16 protein-coding genes, 1 tRNA gene and 1 pseudogene are annotated in these 19,168 nt (G+C 42.3%); 4 read left to right on the forward strand and 14 right to left on the reverse strand.

Translation table 11 applies throughout. The features are described from left to right. Positions 1–118: 118 nt before the first annotated feature. The 6 genes from V7K50_RS07490 to tnpA all read right to left on the reverse strand — a co-directional run bounded on the left by V7K50_RS07490 (position 119) and on the right by tnpA (position 4,640). Entirely contained in the window at positions 119–589 is a 471-nt protein-coding gene (locus tag V7K50_RS07490) for a hypothetical protein (RefSeq protein WP_334958684.1), read from the reverse strand. A 488-nt stretch (positions 590–1,077) separates the two neighbouring features. After that, positions 1,078–1,848, reverse strand: coding sequence for a lipoate--protein ligase family protein (locus V7K50_RS07495; protein WP_334958686.1), 771 nt, complete (start codon positions 1,846–1,848; stop codon positions 1,078–1,080). Positions 1,849–1,853: 5 nt separating this feature from the next. Then, complete coding sequence (gene coaBC / locus V7K50_RS07500) at positions 1,854–3,062, reverse strand: bifunctional phosphopantothenoylcysteine decarboxylase/phosphopantothenate--cysteine ligase CoaBC (protein WP_334958688.1); 1,209 nt, start codon at positions 3,060–3,062, stop codon at positions 1,854–1,856. A 103-nt stretch (positions 3,063–3,165) separates the two neighbouring features. Then, on the reverse strand, positions 3,166–3,378 hold the full coding sequence (gene isiD / locus V7K50_RS07505; protein WP_179064795.1) for a protein IsiD: 213 nt from the start codon (positions 3,376–3,378) through the stop codon (positions 3,166–3,168). A 155-nt stretch (positions 3,379–3,533) separates the two neighbouring features. After that, positions 3,534–4,139, reverse strand: a complete 606-nt coding sequence (locus V7K50_RS07510; protein ID WP_442944560.1) for an alpha/beta hydrolase — start codon at positions 4,137–4,139, stop codon at positions 3,534–3,536. Positions 4,140–4,238: 99 nt separating this feature from the next. Continuing rightward, positions 4,239–4,640, reverse strand: a complete 402-nt coding sequence (gene tnpA, locus V7K50_RS07515) for an IS200/IS605 family transposase (protein ID WP_334958690.1) — start codon at positions 4,638–4,640, stop codon at positions 4,239–4,241. A 46-nt stretch (positions 4,641–4,686) separates the two neighbouring features. Between tnpA and V7K50_RS07520 the strand changes: the two are divergent. After that, positions 4,687–5,859, forward strand: a pseudogene (locus V7K50_RS07520) (RNA-guided endonuclease InsQ/TnpB family protein). A gap of 576 nt (positions 5,860–6,435) precedes the next feature. Here the strand turns inward: V7K50_RS07520 and V7K50_RS07525 are convergent. Further along, positions 6,436–7,425 (reverse strand): cation diffusion facilitator family transporter, encoded by a 990-nt coding sequence (locus tag V7K50_RS07525; RefSeq protein WP_334958692.1) that lies wholly within the window; start codon positions 7,423–7,425, stop codon positions 6,436–6,438. 509 nt (positions 7,426–7,934) lie between these two features. Here V7K50_RS07525 and V7K50_RS07530 point away from each other — a divergent pair. Beyond that, complete coding sequence (locus V7K50_RS07530) at positions 7,935–9,416, forward strand: site-2 protease family protein (RefSeq protein WP_334958694.1); 1,482 nt, start codon at positions 7,935–7,937, stop codon at positions 9,414–9,416. 94 nt (positions 9,417–9,510) lie between these two features. Here V7K50_RS07530 and V7K50_RS07535 read toward each other — a convergent pair whose 3' ends face one another. From V7K50_RS07535 to V7K50_RS07560, 6 genes are all read right to left on the reverse strand, one after another. Further along, positions 9,511–10,773, reverse strand: coding sequence for a glycoside hydrolase family 10 protein (locus V7K50_RS07535; protein WP_334958696.1), 1,263 nt, complete (start codon positions 10,771–10,773; stop codon positions 9,511–9,513). Between the two features lie 531 nt (positions 10,774–11,304). Next, positions 11,305–12,360 (reverse strand): magnesium-protoporphyrin IX monomethyl ester (oxidative) cyclase, encoded by a 1,056-nt coding sequence (acsF, locus tag V7K50_RS07540; RefSeq protein WP_334958698.1) that lies wholly within the window; start codon positions 12,358–12,360, stop codon positions 11,305–11,307. 356 nt (positions 12,361–12,716) lie between these two features. Continuing rightward, positions 12,717–12,790, reverse strand: a tRNA-Pro gene (locus tag V7K50_RS07545). A gap of 51 nt (positions 12,791–12,841) precedes the next feature. Continuing rightward, positions 12,842–13,207, reverse strand: a complete 366-nt coding sequence (locus V7K50_RS07550; protein ID WP_334958700.1) for a DUF1818 family protein — start codon at positions 13,205–13,207, stop codon at positions 12,842–12,844. 182 nt (positions 13,208–13,389) lie between these two features. Beyond that, entirely contained in the window at positions 13,390–13,938 is a 549-nt protein-coding gene (locus V7K50_RS07555; RefSeq protein WP_334958707.1) for a hypothetical protein, read from the reverse strand. A 226-nt stretch (positions 13,939–14,164) separates the two neighbouring features. Beyond that, positions 14,165–14,401 carry a DNA-directed RNA polymerase subunit omega gene (locus V7K50_RS07560; protein WP_179064685.1) on the reverse strand — a complete coding sequence of 79 codons (237 nt, stop codon included), beginning with the start codon at positions 14,399–14,401 and terminating at the stop codon, positions 14,165–14,167. A 150-nt stretch (positions 14,402–14,551) separates the two neighbouring features. Here V7K50_RS07560 and V7K50_RS07565 point away from each other — a divergent pair, with 150 nt between their 5' ends. Further along, the gene (locus V7K50_RS07565; protein ID WP_334958702.1) at positions 14,552–14,971 is read left to right on the forward strand and encodes a fasciclin domain-containing protein; all 420 of its coding nucleotides are present in this window, start codon (positions 14,552–14,554) and stop codon (positions 14,969–14,971) included. 123 nt (positions 14,972–15,094) lie between these two features. Here V7K50_RS07565 and V7K50_RS07570 read toward each other — a convergent pair whose 3' ends face one another. Beyond that, the gene (locus V7K50_RS07570) at positions 15,095–16,561 is read right to left on the reverse strand and encodes a glycoside hydrolase family 13 protein (protein ID WP_334958703.1); all 1,467 of its coding nucleotides are present in this window, start codon (positions 16,559–16,561) and stop codon (positions 15,095–15,097) included. Between the two features lie 517 nt (positions 16,562–17,078). On the opposite strand from V7K50_RS07570, the gene V7K50_RS07575 reads away from it, so the two are divergent. Beyond that, a complete protein-coding gene (locus V7K50_RS07575) occupies positions 17,079–18,806 on the forward strand; it encodes a S8 family serine peptidase (RefSeq protein WP_334958704.1) in 1,728 nt (575 codons plus the stop codon). Positions 18,807–19,168 lie beyond the last annotated feature (362 nt).

The following is a 19,168-nucleotide window of genomic DNA, read 5'->3' on the forward strand; positions in this document are numbered from 1 at the left end:
AACTCCTAACTCCTAACTCCTAACTCCTAACTCCTAACTCCTAACTCCTAACTCCTAACTCCTAACTCCTAACTCCTAACTCCTAACTCCTAACTCCTAACTAACTTCTCACTCCTAACTAATTCCTCACTCCAGCCCAAACAATTTGCCACACTGGAGGAGAGCTAATAAAAAGCGATCGCCCAAAGGTGGTCATCTCAACTCGATATCTAACAGTACCAACTGAATCATTACCCCGCTTGATTTGCGTAATGGTCACAAAGGACTGATTTCGTTGCGGATAAGCTACCTCTACCTTTCGCGTTCCTCCCACTCCTATGTCCTCAAAAGCATTCAGGGCAAGGGTAGCAGGATCGCTACCTTGGAGAGATGAGTTAAGCTTTTCTAAAGGTATAGTTTTATAATCGGAACGCTCTGGGTATGCCACAACCTCTTGAGACTGATGTATTGCTAGCACCTGCTGGGTTTGCCCATCAGTAGTCTCAACAATCGGTGCAGATGGCTGGCGCTGGATAATATAAACTCCAGCACCAGCAGTTGCAAAGACACTTAATATCACAATCAAAAAGAATTTCAACTTTGCCGACATAAAAGTAAACAGGAATTTCAAATAGGTTTATTACCAATTTTGAATTCTAGATTGAACTGCATCCCATATCCTCTACCTGCGAGAAGCTCTTGTATCTTAAGCAGTAGTTATGAGGAATATAAATAGCACATCCCATTTAATCTCTAAAACAAGATCGACATATTGGCGAACCATTGAGCATAGCTCTGTATTATAGACTTCTAATTTAGATTTAAGTTCAGGGTAACTGAAACTTTGAGAGATTTAAAAACCCTTCATTTATATGAGGGGTTAATCCCATCACCTTACGGAAGTCATTTTACACAATTCCTTGAACAGTAAGTTAACTACCTTGCTGATCAGCTTTCCCTGCATATGTTTGCCACCTAGCAGTTTCTCACACTGTAAAATATGCTGTACAGCGATTTTACTTAAAAAAACTTTGGCATTCTACGTATTTACTACATCATCTCAAGTTTTAGAATAGGCGATACCTACGGTGAGCTACGTTAATGCACTTCATACAGCGATCGCAATTTGAGGATATCTTGCCATTCGACATCGGTAAATGGTTGGGTAACTAGTTCTATGCCAAAGTACTGTTTTGCCGTCTCTGTCAGTGTATCCACAATCTTGACAATCCAGCTATCCTCTTCCTGTGTGTTGCAAAATGAGGTATTCCACGGAGCCGATTGTTCAAAGATTTCCTGAAATAAACCTTTGTCTGTAGACAAAATCATTGAGCCGTGTTGAAGAATGGTATTTTTTCCTTTGCGTTGGGCACTGCCAATAAATTTACTTCCATCGGCAGTAACTAAGTCAGCTGCTGTTGCTGTGTTGAAGCAACTGGGATTATGAATGTAACCTCGTTCGGCAGAACCATAATTTAACTCAATACCCAAGGTTTGCCAGCCTTGGATCAAAAAGTTACAGATTTTTTCATAAGTACCCCAACTTCTTCCAGTACTAGCTGAGGTAATCAGAGCGTAGGTTAAGTTTCCTTGGTGGAGAACAGCTCTACCTCCCGTTGGACGACGAACTAGATCGAGTGCCTGTCCCTGGTAAATCAGATTATGCCACTCGGCAGGCCATTGTTTTTGCAGATGTCCCAAGGAGAGCGCATAAGGATACCAGGTATAAAACCGCAGGGTAGGTGGGTGCTGTCCCTTTTCATATTGGTTGAACAACCAAGCATCGATCGCCATTTGCACTCCTCCTGATGTCTGAAGCATTGGGATGAAACGCCAGGTAGATGGTGATTCGGTTGCTAATTCTCTCATCTGTTTCAGACTATGGAAAGAAAATCAAATAACTGATGCGCCATTTCTAATTTAGAACAAGGTGCAATTTCTACCTGATTTCCTCGGCTATCTAAAAATATTGCTTGATTATTATCACTCCCAAAACCACTATCAGGTTGATCGATGGGATTGGCAACAATGATATCCAATTTCTTACTCTGTAATTTTTCTAATGCTGGCTTGACAATATCACCACTTTGTGCTGCAAAACCAATTAATATTTGATGCGGCTGTTTATGTTGTGCTAACTGGGCTACTATATCCGGTACTGGTTCCAGGGGTAAAGCTTGGGGGAGCGATCGCTTGGGCAATTTCTCTGTACTATAATCTCGCGGCTTCACATCTGCCACGGCTGCTGACATCACAATGATATCAGCGTTGGGTAAAGATTCCACCATGACGTGATGCATTTGCTCGGCACTAACAACGGGAATTCCTTGCACTCCCAATGGTACATCCCAATTAGCTGGGCAATATACCAAGGTGACGTTTGCCCCTCTATGAAGTGCCGCTTGCGCTAAAGCTAATCCCATTTTACCTGTGGAAGGATTACCAATAAACCTCACTGGGTCAAGAAACTCTCGTGTTCCTCCAGCGCTAATTAACACTCGTTTACCTGATAAATCTCGTTTGCCTTGAGTGTGTAATAACGATTGGATGTCAGCCAAAATTTCTGGAGGTTCTGCTAATCTACCAGCACCGATGCGATCGCACGCTAATAAACCCGATGCTGTGCCCATTCCATGATATCGGCTATCTATTAATAGCTGTTGCCAATTGCGTTGTACCGATTGCTGTTCCCACATATCTGTATTCATTGCGGGTGCTAACAGTACAGGACAAGTAGAAGCCAGCACGGTATTTGTGAGTAAATTATCCGCCATTCCGTAGGCTAACTTGGCTAATGTATTAGCTGTTAAGGGGGCAACTACCATGACATCTGCCCATTCACCCAACTCAATGTGCAACGGACGAGAGTGAGTTGGTTGCCAAAAATCATCATCTGTGTAAGCCCGATGACGAGATAGGGTGGCTAAAGTCAGAGGCGTAATAAATTTTTGCGCCGAAGGGGTGAGGATGACTCGGACTTCCACCCCAGTTTTAAACAGCGTCGAAACCAGATTACAAATTTTGTAGGCGGCGATACCGCCACCTACACCAATTAAAACCCGGTTCAATTTTGGATTAGTCATGGTAAAAAGTTAGGAGTAAGTAGTAATTTAAGAGCAAGTAGTTACGAATATTAATTTCCAACTCCTAACTCCTAACTCCTAACTCCTAACTCCTAACTCCTAACTACGCTTCATCGTAGGGTTCCAAGTCTAAGAGGTAGATATAGGGTTCAACTAACTCTGGACGCTGAAATGCGATCGCTCGCAATAGATGCCAATCATTTAAACCCTCAAAAGCATTGCTATAATTATCCAGTTCCAGACGTGTAGCTAGTTCTTCTACTTCTGCCGCACTCATGGCAGCAATTTCTTTTTGGGAAATGCTTAGAGTTGTCATAATGCTTGCCCCTCCCTTATGCAGCACATCGCCTTCAGCATGGGTTAAGTTGCGCCAAATGCAGCCACCCAATATATATTACTCATTAGATGCCATTAATTTTGTGAAAATTGTCAGAATTTGTACCAGAATTTATAAAAAATTCGTAATGCTGACTAGCCAATTGTATTGACAACGAAATTCCGTAACACTTTTAACGTTTGTGGATTGATTTCATGCCCCATGTCAAATTCGTGGTATTCCACCGCCACTCCTAGAGACTTTAGAGTTTCTCGCGCCTTCAAAGCAGCTTGCAGGGGCACAACTTCATCATATTTCCCGTGGGTGATTAAAGTCGGCGGAATCCCGCTTTTAGCTGCTGTTAGTGCATCAGGATGTAAATACCCATTCATGACAACTAAACCTGCTAGGGGTAATTTTGAGCCGACATCTAAAGTCATTGCTCCGCCTTGAGAAAATCCACTTAGAATGGTGCGTGACAAAGGTACGCCAGTAGTACTTTCTAAGGATTTCAAAAAATCTGTTAGCAGTTGCCGACTTTCTGGCAACCCTTCATACATATTTTCCACCCGCAGGTCATACCATGCCTTCCCGATCGGGGAATAGGCATAAGGATAAGGTGCATTTGGCAATACAAACTGGTAATCAGGTAAATTGATCAAGGGTAACAAAGATGCTACATCTTCAGCGTTAGCACCCCAACCATGCAAAGTGACAATTAAGCCTGCGGGGGGTTGAGAAGTGGCTGTGGGAACGGTGATAGCTTGTAAAGACAGAGGTTTACTCCTAAAATTTTACGAGTGTGATGCTTATATCCCCCGGTTGGAAACCGGGGGATATAAGCGAACGGCTGAATTCATTCAGCCATGATGAGGATCATTGATGTACTCCAAAACTCTTTGAGTACTAATTTTCCCAGTTGTGTCAAACATATAAGAGTGTGTCCACAGACTAGGAAGTTTTAATAATTCTGGAAACTCCTTTCTCAAAAACCTTGAAGAACGTCCTTTAAATGCTTTCACGACTTGAGCGATTGAGTGATGCGGGTCATACTCTACTAATAAATGTATATGATCTGGCGCAATTTCTAAAGCTTTAATCACCCACTTATTATCGTTAGCGACGGACTGGAATATTTGAATACAACGAAGTTTCAAATCTTCTTTATTGGCAAATACCCTCCTGCGTCTACATGGTATCCAAACCAAGTGAACTGTTGCTAATCCTAGACAGTGATTGTAATGATTATATACAGATTTCATGTAGATGAGTATTGATTGTCTACATTAATGATGGTACTATAAAATCATGAAAACACTAAAGTTCAAGTTGTACCAACACAAGCGAAATAGATTCCTCAAGCGGTCAATCAATGCTGCTGGGGTAATTTATAATCACTGTATTGCTCTCCACAGACGTTATTATCGAATGTGGGGAAAACACTTGAATTGTGCCAAACTCCAGGCTCATATTGCCAAATTGCGGAATCGTTTTGAGTTCTGGCAATCATTAGGCTCTCAAGCGGTACAAGATATATGTCAACGCATTGAGAAAGCCTATCAGTTGTTCTTTAAACACAATAAAAAGCGCAAAGTCTGTGCGTCCCGGTTTCCGGGCGCAGAACTTTGTAAGAAGGGAGTCAGACCACCGGGGTTTAAGAAAGTCAAAAAATATAAATCATTCACCTTAAAGCAAGCCGGATATAAGTTTATAGGTGGCAATCGAGTTAAAATTGGGCAGAAAGTTTATCAATACTGGAACTCCAGACAGATAGAAGGAAAAGTTAAGACTTTGACCATTAAACGCACACCGCTAGGTGAGTTGTTTATGGTTATTGTCGTTGATAGTGTCAATGAGCCAGAAGTCAAATTCACGACTGGTAAAATAGCGGGATTTGATTTTGGACTGAAGACATTTCTCACCTGCTCTGAAGGGTTTAATATTGAGTCGCCACTATTTCTTAAACAATCCCTAAACGATATAAAGATAGCGAGTCGCCAGCATTTTAAGAAACAGAAGAGTTCAACAACGCGAGAACGCGCACGAAAAAACCTTGTTCGTAAGCATGAAGATGTCGCAAACCGTAGACGTGATTGGTTTTGAAAACTAGCTTTATCCTTAACGGCTAAGTTTGATGTGTTGTGTTTTGAGACATTAAATCTCAAGGGAATGCAGCGTCTTTGGGGACGAAAAATAGGCGACCTAGCATTTAGGGAATTCTTAGAGATTCTTGAATGGGTTGCATTAAAAAAAGGGAAGCAGGTAGTCTACATTGACCCTTGGTATCCTTCAAGCAAAACCTGTTCTTGCTGTGGTCATGTTTTAGAATCTTTGGATTTATCAATTAGACCTTGGCGTTGTCCGTCATGTCTTTCTGTTAATGACCGAGATGAAAATGCCAGCTTGAATATTAAAAGAGTCGGGAGTTCGACTCTAGGCGTAGGAGATATTAGACAGTCCCAGACTGCAATCTCTGTCTGATGCCTGAATCCCCCGTTTTCAAAACGGGGAGTGGCTCAATCTTCTAATAAATCCTATATCTTCAAGCAGACTTAGTATTTAGCGGCATTTGCTACTTGCCCAAAGAATGCGTATATAGTGGGGTTGCAGAATAGAAATTGAAGCGATCGCATGATTCATATTTTGAATTTAGAGATTTCCAAGAAATAGTTGGATATTTTTTTATTTGGAAGTCCCTTAGCAACACCAAATTTTTTCTATCCTGCGAGGAGCTACGGTGTACACACATCTTTGTGTTAAGTGCAAAATGTGGCTTGATCCCCATAAATCCCCCTTAAAAAAGTGGGGACTTTGATTCTTTCCCCCCTTTTTTAAGGGGGTTAGGGGGGATCAAAACGTTGTGGGGCTAGGTTATAAGACTTGTGTGTACACCCTAGCCTGCGAGGAGAGGGGCGAACAAGAGAATTTTCACTCCACTGCTCAATCTAGTAGTCCGCCAAGCCAAGGACTAAAGTCCTTACTACGAACTTATTCAGCAAGAATTGTTGATGTGGTGGACTATTACTACCTCTGAGCCAAATTCAAAATTATGAGTGGCTAAAGGTTTGAGCGGGATTTATTGGCAGACACCATTAAGGCTAAATCCTGATTTAGTAATGGATTAATAGAAGCTTCTGGGAGAGATTTATAGCTACTGAGTTGCAAAGTTATGTCTGTAATCCCAAAAGTTTTTTGCAGATGAATTTGCAATTTTTTTAACAGGCGATCGCGCTCATCAATAGTTGCACATTCCACGGTTAAATTAGCGCAGAGCATCACACTATTTGAACTAATTTTCCAAATATGTAGTTTCTCTACTTGCAACACATTTGGAAAAGATTTGATATAAATATCTACTTGAGCTGGATCAATAGATTCTGGCGCATACTCCAAAAATATGTTAAGGCTTTCTTTCACTAAAGGTAAAGCGCTTAAACCAATAAAAACAGCAACTACCAAACTAATAACAGAATCCGCCCAAAACCAGTGGCAAATATGAACTAATAAGGCAGCAATAATTACACTTAGAGAACTTACAGTATCAGCAATTACGTGTAAAAATACTCCTTGTAGATTTAAATCGTTATGGGTGTGGGGATGAAGTAATTTAATGCTGAATATATTTATGATTAAACCCAAAACAGCAATCAATAACATTGGTAAACCCAAAATTGGTTCTGGATTTTGCCAACGATTAATAGCTTCCCAGATTATAAAACTTGCGATCGCTATTAAACTAAGTCCATTAATTAAGGCTGCAAGCACTTCTAAACGCTGGTTGCCAAATGTGGCCTGATTTTTAGCAGGTTGTTGTGCCAAAACAGTAGCAAGTAGCGATATCAATAAAGCTACTACATCCGCAAGAATATGTCCGGCATCGGCTTGTAAGGATAAACTTCTACTCCACAAACCTACACTCCACTCTGTAACCAAAAAACACGCCAGTACATATACTCCAATCTGCAAAAATTTAGCCTTTTGCTGACGCGAAATTAGTTTAAGAGAATCATCTTCACAAGAACATTCACACCATTTAAGTGATAGCATTAGGAAAAAATCTTAATGTTTTCAAAGTAATCAAAACTAAAAACTACATCTTTCTGTTTTTAGTATATTAATACATAAACGTTAATGTAAAAAATACCTTGCTGTTGGACAGTACCTTTATAGCTTGGTTAACTCCTCCTAAAAGTGCAAGAAAAATATTTAAATATTAATTTGAGGCAGTTAACGTTACTTTAACAGAGTTGCCAGCGCTACGAGACGAGTTTAAACCTAGCGGACTTGCTCTGAAACTCTTATTTCTCCGTGCCCTCTGCGTCCTCTGCGGTTCAATTTTCCATTACCTGTGCGTAAGTCCTGATCTAGTGCGATCGCAGACGAGGAAACTGAAGCAGACCTAGATTAATTATCTACCAAAAGTACAATACCTGCGGTTTTTCCTAGCCAACGCCAAGGCGGATAATTTGGGCAGAAGACAGGCGACGTTATAAATTAATAGTGTATCCGCAATACCGGACTTGTTCTGGCTCAGTCTCAATAGCAAAGGTTTGGAGATGTTTACTTTATCAGAAACTTCTATCCTGGCGGCAATCCTACTGGTAGCTTTAGGCATTTTGGGCTGGGGCTTTTATCGCGCCAGACCTTTTGGTAAGCTGGGAATCTTAGCCTGGTTACAGTCGGTGGTGTTGATGACTCCCTGGCTCCTGTTTTTTGGATTGTTTGCCGCAGGGATTTACATTAATATAGCGGGTATATTGTTCTTAGTGGTGACTTCCGCCGGCTTGTACGTCTTCTTGGGCAGACAGTTACGCGCATCTGGACAAGATGCTATCCTCAAGCAACGCGCCACAGATAGACTCGCTGCTGCTTCGTCACTTGAAGCAAATTCCACCCAATCAGCAGTAGCTGAACTGAAAGTACAGATCCCGCCAATACCGGAAGATGACTTGAATGCAATTAAAGGTATTTTCGGTATCGATACATTTTTTGCCACAGAAACCATCGCTTACCAAGATGGAGCCATTTTCAAAGGCAATTTGCGGGGAGAACCAGAAGAGGCTCATAACCGTCTAACTGCAAGTTTACGGCAACGCCTTGGCGATCAATATCGCCTGTTTTTAGTGGAAAATACAGACGGGAAACCAGTGGTAATCGTTTTACCCAGCCGTAATGATCCCAAGCCGATGTTGCGATCGCAAAAAGCTTTTGCAGGTATTCTGTTGATCGCAACTATTGCCACAAATCTAGAAGCGGGGGGCTTATTGCTAAATTTTGATTTCTTTGGCAATCCAGGGCGATTTCAAGAAGCTTTGCCCATAGGCGCTGGAATATTTACGATTTTAGTAGCTCACGAAATTGGTCATTGGTTACTTGCCCAGCGCCACCAAATTCGCCTTAGCTGGCCTTTCTTTCTACCCGCAGTGCAAATTGGCTCTTTTGGTGCAATTACTCGCTTTGAGTCTCTGTTGCCCAACCGCAAGGTATTATTTGATATTGCCTTGGCAGGACCAGCCGCAGGTGGTATTGTCTCTTTGTTAATGTTGGTGACGGGCTTGCTGCTTTCTGGGCCAGGTAGTTTATTTCAATTACCCAATCAGTTTTTCCAAGGGTCGATTTTGGTGGGAAGTTTGGCGCGAGTTGTCCTTGGTTCGGCTTTGCAGTCGCCCTTAGTAAGTGTTCATCCCCTAGTGGTGATTGGTTGGTTGGGTTTAGTTATCACCGCTTTGAACTTAATGCCCGCAGGACAACTAGATGGTGGGCGGATTGTTCAGGCGATTTATGGACGCAAAACCGCAGGACGAGCAACGATCGCAACTTTAATTTTACTAGCAGTAGTCTCTCTCGGTAATATGATTGCCATGTACTGGGCGATCGTGATTTTCTTCTTGCAACGCGATCAAGAACGCCCCAGCTTGAATGAAGTCACTGAACCTGATGATGCTAGAGCCGCTTTGGGGCTTTTGGCTCTATTCTTGATGATTACTACACTATTACCCCTAACTCCCGGCTTGGCTGGGCGTTTAGGAATAGGATAGGGCTGAGTTGGAAGTTAGGATTTTCATGTAGTGGCAATTCATGAATTGCCACTACAGCGTATAGTTTTAGTTCACCGACAGATTGCTAGGAAAATTAACTCAACGGTTTCCACCCTGCTAATAAATTCGGGTAAGCTACGCGTGTGGGGAAAATTTTCTGGAAGCCAGTTTGACGCTCTTGTGGTTTTTCTTTGCTCATATTCCAAAGAGATTCATAGAAAAAGAAAGAGACTCCAGCGAAGTTGCGATCGCGGATTTTTTGCACTTGTGTCTGAATCTGCTGCATCGGTATAGATCGGTTTTTTAACCCAGCCAAAATGCCCACACTCACAGGAATATGACTCTTTGCCGCTTTCAGTTCTGGATACTCTAATTCGCTGATAAAAACATTCAAATCATCACGATATATCTGCAAAACTAAGTCTTCAATTATTCCTAGCCGTTCCCACTTTTGCCAGTCTGCTAAAAAGAAGTTGTAGGCAAAACGTTGAGGATTAGGAGCAATGGAAACCAGACAATCTTTTTTAGTAGCTTTGATGGTTTTGAATACCCGTTTCATAAACTCGGTGATTTTATTAGCTCTCCAACTTACCCATTCTGGATCTTGAGAGTTTTTCGAGGGAGCTTTACCACGGTGTTCCTTTTTGTAAAGCGCCACTGTATAGGCATCATATCCTAATTCTGATGGTAAGCCAAAATGATCATCAAATTGAATGCCATCAATATTGTAGTTTCTAACAATTTCAACAATTAAATCTTGAATGAACTGTTGTACTTCTGGGCGAAAGGGATTTAGCCAAACGCGATTATCATTCCCATCTTTGACAATCCGCGTCCCATCGCGGCGGCTAGTGAGCCATTGGGGACGATTTTTCGCTAATAGAGAATCTGCTGGTGCCATGAAGCCAAATTCAAACCAGGGAATCACTGTTAACCCTTTTTGGTGTCCTACATCGACAATTTCTTTGAGGATATCTCGCCCTTGTAGTCCGGGTGTGGGATCGAGCGATCGCCCGATAACTTTGGCGGCAACTTTGCTAGGATACAATGTATATCCCCAATTCCACACTGCCGGATATATGGTGTTAAAATTGAGTTCGTCAAGGCGTTGCAAAGATCCTTTGAGGCGATCGCGCTCAAATAACACATCACTATCAATATTTGTTAACCATACTCCCCTTAACTCCGATGCTGGCGTTGGCGGCAGATTAATTTGAGCCTTCAAGGGTAACGATAGCATCACCGTAGCTGCCACACTCAAGGTAAGCATGACGGCAAACAAAAGAGACTTTCTGCTTTGGCGAATATTCCACCAAGAAGGAAACTCAACACACGACTTGACAAACCTTTTGATCATTTGGTTACAGACTTCATCAAATTATGAACAATCAGCATGAATAGCGATCGCTTTGATTGTAAGTTGAGAAGCCATAAATCGCATTAGTGAGCGCGTGCAACAGCAGCCTGAAAGCCTAAAAGCTCTTGGGAGCAAAACAGCAGTTTTTTAAATATGCGTTACCCAAAATTCCTGGTAGACAAAATTTATGAATTGTGCATACGTAATTTTCACTTCTATAGTCTAATAACTAAAAAGATGTCCGTATAAATTATGATTCCCACAGTCATTGCACCCCTCCCCGTTCTTCGGGTTTAATAAGTAATCAAGCGTACATGATATAAGAGGATGTTTGAAAAGTCCTTTTGTGAGTAGTAAAACGTTCTAGATCCCCCTAAATCCCCTTTTTTAAGGGGGATTTAGATTCCAGTTCCCCCCTTTTTTAAGGGGAGCCAGCGCGGTCTTGGGGTCTCCCCAAGTGGAGCGACTGGCGTGGGTTAGGGGGGATCATTAAGTGCCTAAAATCACAGCTAACCACTTTTGAAACATCCTCTAACAAACCGTTCCCCGCAAAGCTTCAGTATCAATAGGTTTGATCAGGTAAACTAACAGCAGATTCCAAACAATTGCTGCAATTAAAGGTAGTTTACGAATCAGCTTCACCAATTTCAGCCCAGAACTGCCTTCAATCTCCGCAATTTTCAAGTTGTAACCTGCACAGCGTTGCAGACGTGAGAAAAACTGGGGATGTTCAGTATTCAACATTACAGGAAAAGCCCGTCCCGCAGTCTCATTAGTGTTGCGGACAACTTGGACATCAAATTCTGTGGCATCAAGTCCCAAGGATGTGTAGAACCCGGAACGTTCATGAACTGTCAGAGTGTGGGTAGCAAATACCGATAGCAAGAAAAAACGACTCCACAGCCTAGCTTTCCAGTTGTTCCATAGTTGCGGTTGAGAACGTAAAAGCGCCTTGAATATATCTCCGTGGCGGTTTTCGTCCTGACACCAACTTTCAAAGTAGTGGAAGATGGGATAAAACTGATTTTCTGGGTGCTTTTCTAGATGTCTGAAAATAATAATGTAGCGCCAGTAGCCGATTTTTTCTGAGAGGTAAACTGTGTAAAGTACCCACTCAATGGGGAAAAAGGTATAAGTACGAGTTTTAGTAACAGTGCCTAAATCAAGGGAGACTTTAAAATCGCCCATTGCTTTGTTGAGAAATCCGGCGTGGCGGGCTTCATCACGCGCCATCAGTTGAAATATTTCCCCTAGCAGTGGACTACGATTTTTCAGCTTGCGGGATAATTCCTTGAATAGCAAGAAGCCGGAAAACTCAGAAATGCAAGAGCGTTCTAAATACTCAATAAACGCCTGCCTAGCTTCACCGCCAATGTGTTCCCAAGACTGCTCAAAGGCTTCATCACGAACAAAATGGTGGCGGTTGTAGTCTGTCCGCATTTCTGTCAACATCGCCTGCAACTCCGTTTCCTGGGCAGACAAATCCAGGTTGGCTGCGGTTTCAAAATCTGTAGTATAAAACCGGGGGGTGAGTACAGTTTCTTTGCTGGGGGTTTTAATTTCTGGCTTGGGTAGAGTGTTAACCATGAGTAATGGGGCGATCTGATTAATAGTTCTATAACTATTAAGCTATAATAAATGTGATTATTTCGCTAGACCTCTTTACAATCTTTTAGGAAATAACCGAGATACTAGATCCACGAAATTACAAACTGAAAGCCTTTGACGAGTGGGTTTGAGATAATTTATTAGGTTTTGAAACTTATCTAATTTGAATAATTAAATAGCCATATAGTTATATTCCAGCATCAGTTACCCTTACTCAAAATTTCAGAGCTTTTAATATAGGTCGTTGCAAGAATCTAAAAATCACAAAATATTGCAAACTATGAAAAAACCTGCTAGTCATTTTGAAAAGACTAGCAGATATGGCTTATCATCAATCGGAGCGGCGGGATTCGAACCCACGACCTCCACTACCCCAAAGTGGCACGCTACCAAGCTGCGCTACGCCCCGGCTCAGAATTTATATTCTATATCAAAACTTGAAGATAATCAAGAGGCAAATTTAAAAAACCTTAAGTATCCCAGTAGATTGCAGTAAATGTGGAACAGCAGAAGCATCCCATTTACCTTCTACACATCGCCCTGTATTCAAGATGAAGCGTAGACTGTAATCATGAGGATAGCCTTCCACTTCCATCCATAATAAATCGCTTTCGGCTTCACAAGCAATTTTTTCTTCTTCCATTAATTCAGTTGCGAGTTGCTTCATGGTGTCTGCTAGCTGTGCTAGTAGACGGCAAAAATCATTCAACTCGGCTTCGGTTAACTCAATTGCCCAATCATCTGTACCGACTAAACCTTTAAACTGAGGTGTATCAGGGTTCCAGCCAATGCGCCAACCCGATCCGGTTTTGACAACGCGTTCCATAAAAAGTTAGGAGTTATTGATTTACCGAAAAAATGGGTTTAGAGCTACGTGCTTCACGCAATGCTTTAAAGTAATGAGTAATAAGTAATAAGTAATAAGTGAATATTCTTACTGATTACTTATTACTCCAGAATCACCGTGGCTTCAGTCCGGTGAGGATGTCAAAACTCATCACTCTCTCGTTACCTCAGTAGTTCAGCACCTCCCCGTTGGGGTGGCTGTGGGGTAGTTGATGTAGTCGGAATGGGTGTGGTGTTGGGGTTAGGGGCTGGTGTATTTTGGGAAGTAGGATTAAATATATTGACTAAGACTTGCACTAGGGTATCTCGCTGGCTGCGGGTGAGACTCTTGATGGCTTTGCGATCGCCTTCTATCGGATTTTCCCGTAGTGAATCATTTCCTGGATAGGTAGTATCATACATAATTTCATTCACACCCAGGTAATCAGCTAAAGTCAGCTTCCAATCCAAGCGATAAATTGGGGATCGCCCTTTGGTATAAATGTTATATCTAATTAGGCGATTTGCTAAGGTGTTGTTTTCGGCAACCTTCCCATCTTCTTTGCTGATATACTTATTTTCTCGTGGGAAATCTGGCAGTTGCTGATACACTAGCTGCCAAACATCGCTAGGAGAGATTCTCTGAGCGTATACAGGTTGGATAGCAAGTAAATTTGGATGTATTGATTTGCTCGCCCCTGAACCGAAAATAATTACACCCACTACCACCATTAAGGCAAGCAGTAGTTTTGTTAGCGGATAGCTGAGGTTGAGCCAGTGCTGAGTTCCCAGTTGTGAGAGGATTGATCTAGGTAGAAGTTTTTTCTTTTTCATAGAATGATATTTTGAAATGAGAGTGCGATCGCACTGCGTTTTCATTCAGCAACGCCAGTTGCTATAACGGAGGGAACCTCCGCAACGCACTAGCTTCATCAGCACTCTCGACTCAGCACTGTTTTTATAGTTCGCCGATAATTTCTGGCTGAGTCAATTCATCGGACATTTCGATAATTGCTCTTAGCACTGGCTTCATGATCGCATCTTCGTTACTTTCAAAGTCTTCGTAACGCCGACGTTTAGCACGATTTGCCACCTGAACCGTAATCCGGTAACGATTTGAGGCTGCACTAATCAGATCCTCAGCACGGTGCATAATCTGAGACTGAGTTGTCTCGAACTTAGAACGCTTTAGCATAATTCAGTGGTTCTTGGGGTCATTCTCCAGTGTAACAGCACTAAATCAGTCTGCTGCTGTCTGTTTAATTGCGGCAACCTCTCTATTGATAGAAGCTAAAAGTATTTTAGTCATTTATAAGTAACTTGTAGTGTTAGGTAACGCACCCTCATGGCTGACCTTGTGGAAACTGCGATCGCAGCAGGTAATTTCAATACCCTTATAAAGGCTGCTAAAGCTGTAGATTTCATCGAAACTTTGAAAAGTCCTGGTTCTTTCACGCTCTTTGCACCGACTGACGAAGCTTTTGCTAATCTGCCAGAGGGAACTTTAGATTTGTTATTACAAGATATTCCCAAGCTCAGAAAAATTGTGGCGTATCATATCGTTAGTGGAGATGTTCGCTCTGATGATTTGATACAGATTAACGAGGCAGAGACGCTTGAGGGGTCAATTGTAGCCATTGAATCTGCCAACGGTAAATTCAATGTGAATAACGCCAATGTCCTCAAAACAGATATTCTGACAGACAATGGTGTGATTCATATTATTGATGCAGTGTTGATGCCTGCAATGGTGGCGGGGAAGTAATGTATTGGGGACTGGGGACTGGGGACACTTCGACAAGCTCAGTGCATCGCTGGGGACTGGGGACTGGGTATTAGTTATTCTCATCCCCCTCATCCCTACTCCCTACTCCCTACTCCCTACTCCCTACTCCCTACTCCCCAGAATGCAGCCACTGCGTGCGGGAATAGTCAATGACAGATGCTGAGTTTCTTCTTTACTATTCCACTCAACTTCAGCAGTGCCATATAACTGCTTGTTGGGTTGAGTATGCAAACTGACCACATCTGCATTGACTGTTGCCGAACTTGTGCCAGCATTGACGGCAATTATCAATTCCTCTGTCCCCAGAGTTCGGGCAAAGATATAAAGTTGTCCTTGAGCATAGAGGACTTGGTAATCACCTGTACGCAAGGCTGGGTAATTTTGGCGTAGGGCAATTAATTGACGGTGAGTATTGAAAATTTCTTGATTCCAGTTACTCTCTAAAGGAAAGCCACGACGTGAGTCGGGATCTATACCACCAGGTAAACCAACTTCATCACCATAGTAGATGCTGGGGGCACCAGGAAAGGTAAGTAGCAATAGAGTTGACAATTCTACACTGGCGATATCGCCGCCTGCAATGGTCATCAATCGGGCTGTATCGTGACTTGCTAACAAATTAAGTTGAGTTAGCTGAATTTCCCAAGGATAAAGTTGCAGTACTTCTTGGATTTTGGTGGCGTACTCAGTGGCAAATAAGGGTGGATAGGGTTGATAGTCGCGGCTTTGGACTTGTTCTAAGACTACGCGATCGCCAGCTGCAAAAGCAATTGTTGGCCCAGCAAATAAATAGTTCATCACGCCGTCAAATTGCGTTCCATCTAGCCACTGGCGGGAATCTCCCCAGACTTCGCCCACAATATAAGCTTCGGGATTTACTGCTTTGACGCGATCGCGGAATTCCTGCCAAAAACCAGGAGTTTTTATTTCAAATGGTACATCCAATCGCCAACCATCAATGCCGAATTTTATCCAATATTCGGCAATTTCCATAATGTATTCCCGCACTTCTGGATTGTCGTGGTTAAATTCTGGCAAAGCGCGATTTCCCACCCAACCCCCGTAGTTAGCAGGTAAATCACCAGTGTAGGGTGCCAGAGGCCAGCCTTGAATTTTGAACCAATTTACCCAAGGTGAATGGGGACCATTTTCCAAAACGTCGTGGAAAAAGAAAAAGCCCCGGCTGGAATGGTTAAACACCCCATCTAAAACAACTTTGATATTCCGTTGATGGGCTGCATCCAACAATTCTTTAAAAGCCTCGTTGCCCCCTAACATCGGGTCAACTTGATAATAATCGTGGGTATGATAGCGATGATTACTGGCGGATTGAAAAATGGGTGTGAAATAAATCGCGTTAATCCCCAAATCCTGGATGTAGTCTAATTGCTCCATGATGCCCCACAAATCGCCGCCTTTATAACCTTGAAGTGTTGGCATAGCTTCCCAATCTTCCCAACGGGCTTCGTGCAATAGCCGTTTGCGCGGCTTTTTACTTCTGGCAAAGCGATCTGGGAAGATTTGGTAGAAAACCGCGTGTTTTACCCAGTCTGGTGTTTGAATTTGCATGAATAACTCTTTGTACCTTCAGAAGCGATCGTTGCAAATCTTAGCTTCTTTATGGCTCTTACTTATGATAGAGAATCTGTAATCTGTCAGTATTCATTAGCGATTTAACCTTTCTGCTGCTGTTTGATACGCAAATGTTATCAGTCTTAACTATTTTGACTACAATTTATTTTAGTTTTTAACAGTTCAACAAGATAGACTCGCCACTGATTGCATTCTGACTCCTAAATTATTCTTCGATAAATTTATCTTTTTTATTTATTACTTAATTATTCTTAATTTTCTCTGATTCACTTTGTTCGTGATTATTTAGGCAGACAATGGTTTAGTTTGATATAGGATTGCTATATTTGATTTTTGAAATATAGGTAGGGTCTGTTATGCCGTAGGCTAACGCACTAAAACCTTCGGGTAGTGCCATCAAATAATCAAGGCTAAAAAACTACGATAGTAGAGCGACTTATGCTGTTAAAATTCCTATTTTGCTTTCAGCAAATAAATTAAATTTGAGGTAAAAATGAGGCACGAAAAACTTTCTCCCGGACTACTTTTGGCATTTCAAGACTATCAAAATGAAGGAGATCAAGCTTTAGTTACACACAAGAAATCCCTTGGCATTATTGCCCACAAAAGCCCAGTTAAGCCCACTAAGAGCGTCGTTTTTATCTACTGCGACCATGATGCAGACTTAAGTTACCTGTCACAATATAATATTGAAGTTAATCAAAACTTTGGGAGTGTGCGGACGGCTTTCTTACCCATAGATAGTTTAGATGTCTTATCTCAAGAAGATGTGATTCAGCGAATTAAGCCATCACGCAAACTTCATTTGAGGATGGACAGTGCAATGGGAACAGTCAAATTGCCGGAGTTCAAGAACCAAACCGGATTGACTGGTAAAGGAGTAATCATCGGCATTATAGATAGTGGCATTGATCCAAAACACCCCGCCTTTGCTGGACGAATTTTACACATTTGGGATCAAACACTGCCGGGTCCAGGAGTCACAGAGGGCGGCTACGGGGCTGAATTGACGGGAGCGCAACTAACAATTTCTCAGGATACTGGTGGTCATGGTACCCACGTTGCGGGAATTGCCGCCGGTGCTGATGCTACCTACGGCGGTGTCGCACCAGAAGCGGAATTAGTTATCGTCAGATCAGATTTACAAGATGCCCATATTGCTGATGCTGTGCGTTATATTTTCCGAGTTGCGAGAGAGTTGGGACACCCAGCAGTGGTAAATCTCAGCTTGGGTGGACACGCTGATGCCCATGATGGTAGCGACTCCTTATCCAAAGTCATTGATGCCGAAACTGGCCCTGGAAGAATTGTTTGCTGTGCTGCGGGTAATGAAGGAAACGATAACATTCATGGACAAGCGACGATACCCAGTGGACGTACTCGTGGTATCCGCTTTAATGTTCCTTTGAATCAAATAGGCATAGTTTGGTTAAACGCTTGGTATTCCAAAGACAACGAATTGGAAGTGTCTGTGCGGAGTCCTAACGGTTTTGTCACCCCCTTCCAAAAAATAATTGCTGCCGGTAATGCCGCCCAAGATTACCAGTTACCAGATGCACGAGTGCAATTAGCGACACCAGGGCCAGATAAAGCCAACAGCGACCATAATTTCCTTGTGCAAATACGTGGTATTGAACCCTCGCCAGTAATGGGAGGTATTTGGCAGTTGCGAGTCCGCAACACTTCTTCAACTGACACACGTTTAGATGTGTGGACACTAGATGACAGTTCCTCAGTGTTTTTTACAGGTAAAAGTGTAAAAGATGCGGTAAAAATTGGCTCGCCGGGAGCCGCCAGCAGTGCGATTACAGTTGCCGCCTATACTACTAAAGCCACGTACACAGATATTGATAACCAAGTACGAGAAATGGGCTTAGAATTGCATACTATTTCGGAATTCAGTAGTGAAGGTCCTCTACGCAATGATGGACATAAGCCCGATGTCGCAGCACCAGGAGCCATGATTGTTTCCACACTTTCCGCCGATGCCAGTTTTGACCGTTCATCGATGATTAATTCCAAGTTTGTGGTTCAGGCTGGTACGAGTATGGCGACACCTTTCGTCAGTGGTTTAGTAGCACTGCTGTTGCAGCGAGATCCTCAACTTGATCCGGCTGCTGTGAAAAACTTGCTACATAAAAATAGTGCAATTCCCGGAAAACCCGCAGGTACGTTTGATGAGAAATGGGGTTATGGAGTGATTAACGCTTTAAATCTGTAACTAGACTGGGAGACACGATATATTTAAATACTCAGTATCGAGTCTATAAGTTAAGAATTGTTGCTTATTGAGGATAAAATTTTCACTAAGTAGAGCGGCGTGAATAATTCAAGGTTTGTAGTCAGGACTTTAGTCCTTATTTTCTAAGTACTAAAGTCCTGACTACGAACTTGCTTACCCATCAATTTAAACTTGACAGACTACTACAAACTAATGTCAATATTTTTTACATTACTTACAGCTATTTTCAGGTAAATAGACCACGCGGTAGGGGCACAGCAATGCTCATTGGTGTCAACTTAAGAAGATAAAGCCCAAATTTGTTGGGTGTAAGCGTCAATGTCTCGATGACGCTTACGCCT

Source organism: Nostoc sp., from assembly GCF_036917135.1.
Classification (GTDB): Bacteria; Cyanobacteriota; Cyanobacteriia; order Cyanobacteriales; family Nostocaceae; genus Nostoc.

Coding starts and splice junctions, on each gene's coding strand:
- V7K50_RS07490 (WP_334958684.1), bottom strand. CDS start 589: ATGTCGGCAAAGTTGAAATTCTTTTTGATTGTGATATTAAGTGTCTTT.
- V7K50_RS07495 (WP_334958686.1), bottom strand. CDS start 1,848: ATGAGAGAATTAGCAACCGAATCACCATCTACCTGGCGTTTCATCCCA.
- coaBC (WP_334958688.1), bottom strand. CDS start 3,062: ATGACTAATCCAAAATTGAACCGGGTTTTAATTGGTGTAGGTGGCGGT.
- isiD (WP_179064795.1), bottom strand. CDS start 3,378: ATGACAACTCTAAGCATTTCCCAAAAAGAAATTGCTGCCATGAGTGCG.
- tnpA (WP_334958690.1), bottom strand. CDS start 4,640: ATGAAATCTGTATATAATCATTACAATCACTGTCTAGGATTAGCAACA.
- V7K50_RS07525 (WP_334958692.1), bottom strand. CDS start 7,425: ATGCTATCACTTAAATGGTGTGAATGTTCTTGTGAAGATGATTCTCTT.
- V7K50_RS07530 (WP_334958694.1), top strand. CDS start 7,935: ATGTTTACTTTATCAGAAACTTCTATCCTGGCGGCAATCCTACTGGTA.
- V7K50_RS07535 (WP_334958696.1), bottom strand. CDS start 10,773: ATGATCAAAAGGTTTGTCAAGTCGTGTGTTGAGTTTCCTTCTTGGTGG.
- acsF (WP_334958698.1), bottom strand. CDS start 12,360: ATGGTTAACACTCTACCCAAGCCAGAAATTAAAACCCCCAGCAAAGAA.
- V7K50_RS07550 (WP_334958700.1), bottom strand. CDS start 13,207: ATGGAACGCGTTGTCAAAACCGGATCGGGTTGGCGCATTGGCTGGAAC.
- V7K50_RS07555 (WP_334958707.1), bottom strand. CDS start 13,938: ATGGTGGTAGTGGGTGTAATTATTTTCGGTTCAGGGGCGAGCAAATCA.
- V7K50_RS07560 (WP_179064685.1), bottom strand. CDS start 14,401: ATGCTAAAGCGTTCTAAGTTCGAGACAACTCAGTCTCAGATTATGCAC.
- V7K50_RS07565 (WP_334958702.1), top strand. CDS start 14,552: ATGGCTGACCTTGTGGAAACTGCGATCGCAGCAGGTAATTTCAATACC.
- V7K50_RS07570 (WP_334958703.1), bottom strand. CDS start 16,561: ATGCAAATTCAAACACCAGACTGGGTAAAACACGCGGTTTTCTACCAA.
- V7K50_RS07575 (WP_334958704.1), top strand. CDS start 17,079: ATGAGGCACGAAAAACTTTCTCCCGGACTACTTTTGGCATTTCAAGAC.